The 8,118-nt window shown below is 44.5% G+C and carries 5 protein-coding genes; all 5 read left to right on the plus strand.

Features of this window, described 5'->3' with window-relative positions:
• The first annotated feature begins 73 nt into the window (after positions 1 to 73).
• Complete coding sequence (locus QUB68_RS25915) at positions 74 to 1,186, plus strand: AAA family ATPase (RefSeq protein WP_332997788.1); 1,113 nt, start codon at positions 74 to 76, stop codon at positions 1,184 to 1,186.
• Complete coding sequence (locus tag QUB68_RS25920; protein WP_332997789.1) at positions 1,183 to 1,941, plus strand: DUF3226 domain-containing protein; 759 nt, start codon at positions 1,183 to 1,185, stop codon at positions 1,939 to 1,941. The genes QUB68_RS25915 and QUB68_RS25920 overlap by 4 nt, the downstream gene beginning before the upstream one ends.
• A gap of 197 nt (positions 1,942 to 2,138) precedes the next feature.
• Positions 2,139 to 3,317 carry a M20 family metallopeptidase gene (locus QUB68_RS25925; protein ID WP_332997851.1) on the plus strand — a complete coding sequence of 393 codons (1,179 nt, stop codon included), beginning with the start codon at positions 2,139 to 2,141 and terminating at the stop codon, positions 3,315 to 3,317.
• A 198-nt stretch (positions 3,318 to 3,515) separates the two neighbouring features.
• A complete protein-coding gene (locus QUB68_RS25930; protein ID WP_332997790.1) occupies positions 3,516 to 4,895 on the plus strand; it encodes an ATP-binding protein in 1,380 nt (459 codons plus the stop codon).
• A 4-nt stretch (positions 4,896 to 4,899) separates the two neighbouring features.
• Positions 4,900 to 8,118: nSTAND1 domain-containing NTPase (locus QUB68_RS25935; RefSeq protein ID WP_442923127.1), on the plus strand; the 3,219-nt coding region annotated here is incomplete at its 3' end.

Below are 8,118 nucleotides of genomic sequence, written 5' to 3' on the forward strand. Positions count from 1 at the left end.
TTATGTTATCTTCTTGAGTCCGCGGAGGCGGACTTCGTTCTTGTAGGCGCGGTTTCAACCGCCGTCTTATATTATGAAACACCTTGACAATTTAACCATCCATAGGTTCCGAGGCCTCCAAGATTTGAACTTGCAGGACTTAGGTCAAATCAACATATTGGTGGGTGGGAATAACTCAGGAAAAACCAGCGTTTTAGAGGCGATATCCACATATTGTCGTCCCTTAGATCCGCTGGAATGGCTCAACACATCGTGGCGCCGAGAGATTAAATATTCTCGAAAACCCCAGCTAGATGCTCTTAGATGGCTATTCCCTCAAAATAGTGAAGTTTCTCATACCCATGTCTATGAAGGAGAAACTTATGTTTCAAGTAATGGCGATTTTCCGGTCACAGAATCGAGAGCAATTTACCGAGAGTTTGAAGGAATCTCGGAGTTAGGCGAGGCAGAAAATAGCTCAGCATCTCAACTAGAAATTGACGAAATAGAATTTGACAATATTCTCCGAGGTGCTGAGTTAGAACTCAAAGTAGCAACAACTTTTGACCCAGAAGAATTATCAGTAAGTTTTGAAATCTGGGAAAATCAGCGTTTTGTTAATAGAAAAAACCGCTCAAGTGCCGTACTACCAATTGATACAGTAACACCTTTTTCTCACCGCATAGAACCTTTACAAATTAGCTTGCTGTCAGAAGCTATTTTGTTAGGTATTAAGCCCGAAGTAATAAAATTACTTCAACACATGGATTCAGACATTACTGATTTAGTAATTTTGTCGCCAACTGGCAAACGTCCCAGTCTCTATATCGACCACAAACGTGTAGGTATTTCGCCGCTAAGTGCTTTTGGTGATGGAGTGCGACGTTTGCTATTCATTGCTTTAACACTGGTAAAAGTGGAGGGTGGTGTTTTATTAATTGACGAGATAGAAACAGCTATTCATACGGTCGCACTTGGCAGTTCCTTTGCTTGGATTGTGGATTGGTGTCAGCGATTAGACGTGCAGTTATTTGCAACTACCCACAGTTTAGAAGCTATTGATGCGATGTTGGATGCTAGCGATTCTGAGACTGATTTAGTTCTTTATCGATTGGAAAAAAAGGAATCACAAACTAAAGCGATTCGGTTAGATAGAGAAACACTCCATATAGTTCGGGATGAGTTGGGACAGGAGGTTCGTAGGTGAACCGCAGTTACGCACTCATCGGAGTAGAAGGCCCACAAGATCAAGCATTTGTAGGCAAAGTGTTGAAATTCCTCGGCTTTCAATCTTTTGACGGACAAGAATCGAAATTAGAGCCGTTTTGGCGCAATTTCATACCTCCTTATCCGAGACAGGGAAACTTATACAAGCGTCTTGATATGCCTTCAATCTTGTTGAATGAGACTATTTCTGTGGCTATCTATTCTGGGGAAGGTAGCAATTTGGGAAGAAATCTTAAAGCAACTTTTGCTAACCATCCTGAATATAAAACAGATATTGCAGCCTTTGGAATAGTTGCGGATTCTGATAAGAAGCATCCCGATACTGTTGCTAGAGACTATTGTCAGCAGTTTCAGAATGATTTTCCTGGATTTCCAAATCAGGCAGGAATTTGTCAGGAAGGGCCGCCGCGAACTGGGATTTATATTTTGCCTGACAATCAGCAGCAAGGGGTTTTGGATAATTTGTTGTGCGAGTGCGGCAATGTTGTCTATCCTGAAGTTATGAATTGTGCATTAGCCTATTTGAATGGACTGTCTGACGGACACAAAAATCACTGGGGCCCGTTCGATCGACAAAAAGCTTTAGTGGCTACTGTTGTGAGCGTCCTCAAACCGGGCAAAACTAATACAACAAGCATTGCAGATAATAATTGGGTGAGCGAACAAACACAGCAGGAAGTTCCAGCGTTGGCAAATTTTATTAAATTTTTGATGGAGCTTTTGGAGTTGAATTGATGAATGATATCAAATCAGGACACAAGATTGCATTCATTCACTCTCAAGACTTGAAATTCATCTGCGTCTGTCTGCGTCTATCCGCCTTACATCTGCGGTTGACAGGCTCGATCGAATTATGCAATGCCAGTCTAGTCAAGACCAAACCATAAGCATTTGCGTTACGCTAGTTGACTAAAGCTCTCCCCAACAAATCCATGCTTCCCCGCATCCAAGAACTAGCAGCCACCCTCGCACCCCGCTTAATCGAAATCCGTCGCCACATCCACTCGCACCCCGAACTCAGCGGCCAAGAATATCAAACCGCCGCCTACGTAGCCGGAGTGCTCGCTTCCAGCGGAGTCCGCACCACGGAAGGAATCGGCAAAACCGGAGTCCTCGGCGAACTCAAAGGTAACAGCAGCGAGTCCGGCTGGCTGGCAATTCGCACCGATATGGACGCTTTACCGATTCAAGAACGTACTAACTTAGAATTTGCCTCCCGCAACGAGGGAGTGATGCACGCCTGCGGCCACGATATCCACACCACCGTGGGTTTGGGCGCAGCCATGATATTGTCTGAGTTAAAAGAAAAATTACCCGGTAACGTCCGTTTCTTGTTTCAGCCGGCGGAAGAGATTGCTCAAGGTGCTCGCTGGATGATTCAAGATGGGGCGATGCAAGATGTTGATGGCATCCTCGGAGTGCACGTTTTTCCCACGATTCCCGGCGGTTGCATCGGTATTCGCCACGGGGCCCTGACGGCGGCGGCAGATGACCTAGAATTGATTGTGATGGGCGAATCCGGCCACGGCGCGCGCCCCCACGAGGCGATCGACGCAATTTGGATTGCTTCTCAGATTATTACTAATTTGCAGCAGGCGATTAGCCGCACGCAAAATCCTTTGAGGCCTGTGGTTTTGACGATCGGGCAAATTAGCGGCGGACGTGCGCCGAACGTGATTGCCGATCGAGTAAAATTATTGGGCACCGTGCGATCGCTACATCCCGAAACCCACGAAAAACTGCCCGCTTGGATCGAACAAATTGTGTCCAGCGTCTGCGCGACTTACGGCGCGAAGTACGAACTCACCTACAAGCGCGGTGTCCCCGGAGTCCAAAACGACCCAAAACTGACGCAATTAGTCGAAGGTGCGGCTTTAGAAGCTTTAGGTCGATCGCGCGTACAGATTTTACCAGAACCATCCCTCGGCGCGGAAGATTTTTCAATGTACCTAGAACACGCACCGGGAACCATGTTTCGCTTGGGAGTGGGGCTGGCTGACAAACCCAACTATCCCCTCCATCACCCGCAGTTTGAGGTGGATGAAGCCTGCATTGTGACCGGCGCTGTCACCTTAGCCTATGCTGCTTGTCAATATTGGAAACAGAAATAAGACGGCGAATAGAATTCGCGCCTACACAAACGATGTCCGCCTCCGCGGACTGAATAAGATAACATGATTTCAACTACCGTATTTTCTTCAACCCGCGGAGGCGGGTTTCGTATGTATAGACGCGGTTTCAACCGCCGGGTTTTCTCCGCCGCCCGTTCTTTTGATTAATTAACCGCCCATCCTAATTTATAAAATTTTATGAACCTAGATTTCGATAAATTCTGCAATGCCTGCAACCCCAGTCACTCCCTCGTATTAGGCAATCCCGAAGACCAACAATATTACATTGATTTTGCGGAAGTGCGCGGCGGCAAAATTATTAACGTACTCAAACGGACAATTACCCGCGTGTCGCCAGATAAACCGACTTGCCAATTGTTTACCGGACATATTGGTTGCGGTAAATCTAGTGAATTGTCGCGACTACAAAAAGAGTTGACAGCCGATGGATTTCATGTGGTTTATTTCGAGTCAACACAAGACCTCGATGAAATGGATCTCGATTTGACAGATATCATGTTGGCGATCGCGCGGCGAGTCAGCCAAAGCCTGGAAGAGGACAAAATTGCCTTGCAGCCCCAGGGTTTTAGAGCTTTTTTAAAAGGTAGTTGGGAATTCTTGCAAACCCCTGTGACGCTAGAAGCTGAAGGAGAACTTTTTGGCAGTAAAGTCAAGGGCGATACAGAAGGAAATCTCGAAGTTTCTCTGCCTTTAGGTATCGCAAAAATTACTGCTAAAACCAAAAGTAATCCCGACTTGCGTTCTAAACTGAGACAGTACATGGAACCGCAAGCCAATAAGATGTTAGAACTGATCAATCAAGAAATTATTGAAACAGCAATTAATCAGCTCAAGCAGCGGGGTAAAAAAGGATTAGTTGTAATTGTTGACAACTTAGATCGGATAGTTTCTCGACCCAATGCAGCGGGGAGATTGTTGCCAGAATATATCTTTATTGACCGGGGAGATCAGTTGCGGAGACTGAATTGTCATTTGGTTTATACGCTGCCGCTGGGATTGACTTTTGGCAATGAAAGCGAAATCTTGAAAAATCGATTGGGTGGCGGAGTTGACCCGAAAGTTTTGCCGATGGTGCCAGTAAAGAATAGAGACGGTAGCGAATGTGTTGATGGGATGGATTTGCTGCGGCGAATGGTGATGTCGCGGGCTTTTCCTGATGTATTGCCAGAGGAACATATCGGATTAATTACCCAGGTTTTTGACAGTCCTGAAACTTTAGATAGATTGTGCCGAGTCAGTGGCGGTCATTTGCGAAACTTGATGGGGATGCTGTTTGGTTGCTTGCAGCAAGATGACCCGCCAATTTCCCAAGATGTGTTGAAATCGGTGATTCGCAGTTCTCGCGACAGTCTGAGTCGCGGTATTGATAATGATGAGTGGGAATTACTCTTTAAGGTGGTGAAGGAACAAAGCATTAATGGAGATAAAGAATATCAAGATTTGCTGCGAAACCTGTGGGTTTTTGAATATGTGGACAGTCAAGGAAATTGGTTTGCGCTGAATCCGCTGTTGATCGAAACTGACAAATTTAAGCTGTGGCAGCAGCCAAATTGTTGAGCTTATGGTAAACTCAAATCTAGCCGAAGATATTGCAGCAGAAAATGAGCGATCGCTCTCTACTTTGGTACGGACGATCGCCCGCTTTCAAGGAAGTTTTTCCTTGACTATAGTGGGGTGCAATTATGCTAGCTTGCGATCGGCAATTCTGGACAAATTGCGCGATCGATCGACTGTTGAATATCAAGTATTAGTCCTCGAACCTGGGACAAGAACACTTTATCAAACCATTTTCGATGCCGTCCAAGAGCAACCGCCGAAAGCTTTGATAGTTGTCGGGATTGAATCGGTGGTGGCGATTGATGACCTGCTAGCTGGGGCTAATAGAGCGCGAGACCAATTCAAGCAAGATTTGGCTTTTCCGTTGATATTATGGGTTACGGATGCTGTACTGGCTAAATTTAGTCGATCGGCAAATGATTTGAAGTCTTGGGCTCCTCCTCCAATTCAGTTTAGTATCCCGCCCGATGATTTGATGAATTTGTTGCGACAAAAAGCAGACCAAGCTTTTGCTAATGTTGATAATTTCCAATTAGATGACTGTGAAATTGAGTCGCTGGAGAATTGCCTGCCAAGTTTGGATGCAGCATTAGACCCAGAATTGCAAGCAAGTTGGCAATTTATTCGGGGTTTAGTTGAATTTAAGACAAATCAAGTAGATTTAGCGATCGAACATTATCAGCAAAGTTTAGCATTTTGGCAGCAGAATCGGCAGTGGGAAAGACAAGGAATTGTCTGCCAGAAAATCGCCAAAGCTTACAACCGCAAAGCTGAATTGCACCGCGCACAAAATCAGGATTATTGGCAAGAAGCTAGAAAGTATTTGCAGCAATCTCTGGAGAGTTTTGAGCAAGCACAGCGACATGATTTAGTGGCGAAATGTATTAGCGAACTTGGCGAAGTGCTCAGACTTTTACAAGCTTGGGAAGAGTTGCAAATTTTAGCAATCAAAGCCTTAAAAATCCACACAATTTGCGGCACTCCGAGTCAAATAGCTGAAGATTACGGCTTTTTGGCTGAGGTGGCGCTGCAACGTTATGAGTGGGAAAAAGTTTGCGAATTAGCTAAATTAGCACTGTCGGTTTTAGAACAAGCAGGAGTATCCCAACAAGAGACTGGTTTATATCTGTTACTTTTGGCAAAAGCGCAGCGAAATCTCAGTCCACAGTCGGAGGCAGTGAAAAACTTAGAAGCAGCTAAAGAAAGTACGCAGCCTCAAGATGATGTGCAGCTTTATCTGAGGATTTTAGAAGAGTTGAGAACTCTCTATTTTGAGAAAAGCGAATATTTAAAAGCATTTCACCTTAAACTCGAACAACAAGAAGTTAAAAGCAAATATCGATTGCAAGCTTTTATTGGCGCGGGCCGCTTGCAGCCGCCACAGCAAACAATTGATATCGGTTTAAAATCCGGTCACTCAAAAGCTGAAATTGTTGAGGAAATTGCAGTTTCTTCTGGGCGGGCGCAGGATGTCAAACGGATAATTCAACGCATAGGTAGAAATGATTGCAAGCTGACAATCATTCACGGACAGTCTGGGGTAGGAAAAAGTTCGATTATTCAGGCGGGGTTAGTTCCGGCACTGCAACTTACCACTTTTGAAGCACGGGACGTATTGCCTGTTGTATTGCAGTCTTATCACGATTGGGCGAGGGATTGTGGTCAGCGTTTGAGCTTGGGAATAGAAAAATTCACAGGTGTGAGTTTATCTACTCCTATTGACACGCCGGTCGCTATTTTGGAACAGTTGCGGGCCAATCAAAATCGCAATTTATTGACGGTACTAATCTTTGACCAGTTTGAGGAATTTTTCTTTGCTTATCAAGACCAAACTACCAGGCGAGAGTTATATAATTTTTTGGCTGAATGTTTACAGATTAGCGATCTAAAAATTATTCTGTCGCTGCGGGAAGATTATCTTTTCTACTTAATCGAGTGGAATCGTACGACAAATTTATCAATAATTGAAGATGACATCCTCAATAAAAAAATTCGCTATTACTTGGGTAATTTTTCGATTTTAGATGCTAAGAATGCGATCCAAACCTTAACAGAACGCTCTCAACTTGACTTTTCTGAAGATTTGGCAAACGCCCTGGTAGAAGATTTGGCAGGTAAACTTGGCGAAGTGCGGCCGATTGAGTTACAAATTGTGGGGGCGCAATTGGAAAAACGGCAGATTACTCGACTGAGTGAATATCAGGAACTTGGCAATCAGGCAAAGCTCAAGCTGGTTGAGGAATTTTTAGCAGAAGTAATCGCAGACTGCGGCAAGGAAAATAAAGACATTGCCGAACTTGTATTGTACTTGCTGACGGATGAAAAAAACACTCGTCCTCAGAAAACTTTGCCTGAATTAGCAGCAGATTTAGGAACAGAGTCAGAAAGATTAGAGTTGGTTATCGAGATTGTTGTTAAATCGGGATTGGTGTTAGAAGTGCCAGCAACTCCGAGTCAAAGATACCAACTTGTCCATGATTATTTAGTGTCTTTTATCCGCCAACTGCAAATGCAAAGTGCAGAATTACTAGAATTACGCGAAAAACTCAAGCAAACTGAAGCCGAAAATCAGATATTAGCAGAGGCAAGACAAAAAGCCGAAAAGTTGTCAGTAGAATCGCAGCGAAAAGCCCAGAGACGAATTGGCATAGGAACAGCGGTATTGAGTATTAGCCTAGTTTTAGCTGCAACTGTAATGGGAGTAGCATGGCAGCAAGTAAACAAGGCACAGAAATTGACACAATTAGAGCGATCGGCAAGTGATGCTTTGAGACTGTTTGAATCTGGCAATAACCAAATAGATGCTTTAATCTCAGCCGTAAAAACTGGAAAAGAACTCAAAGCTACAGTCAAAAACGTTCGTTCTCTTGCAGACTACCCGATATCTACTCCCCAGATTGCTCTCAACCAGATTCTCGACAACATCCGAGAACAAAATCGGTTGAAAGAAACTCAAGATTGGGTAAGGAGTGTCAGTTTTAGTCCCGACGGCAAATACATCGCTACGGCATCAGGCGACAAAACAGCCCGGTTGTGGGATTTAACAGGCAAGCTGATACAAGAATTTAAAGTATCTCAAGATGGGGTATCGAGTGTCAGTTTTAGTCCTGATGGCAAATACATCGCTACGGCATCAAACGACAAAACAGCCAGGTTGTGGGACTTAAAAGGCAAGCTAATACAAGAATTTAAAGGACATCAGGAGCGGGTAAGGAGTCTCAGT

The sequence above is a fragment of the Microcoleus sp. A006_D1 genome, from assembly GCF_036702805.1.
In the GTDB taxonomy this organism is placed as follows: Bacteria; Cyanobacteriota; Cyanobacteriia; order Cyanobacteriales; family Microcoleaceae; genus Microcoleus.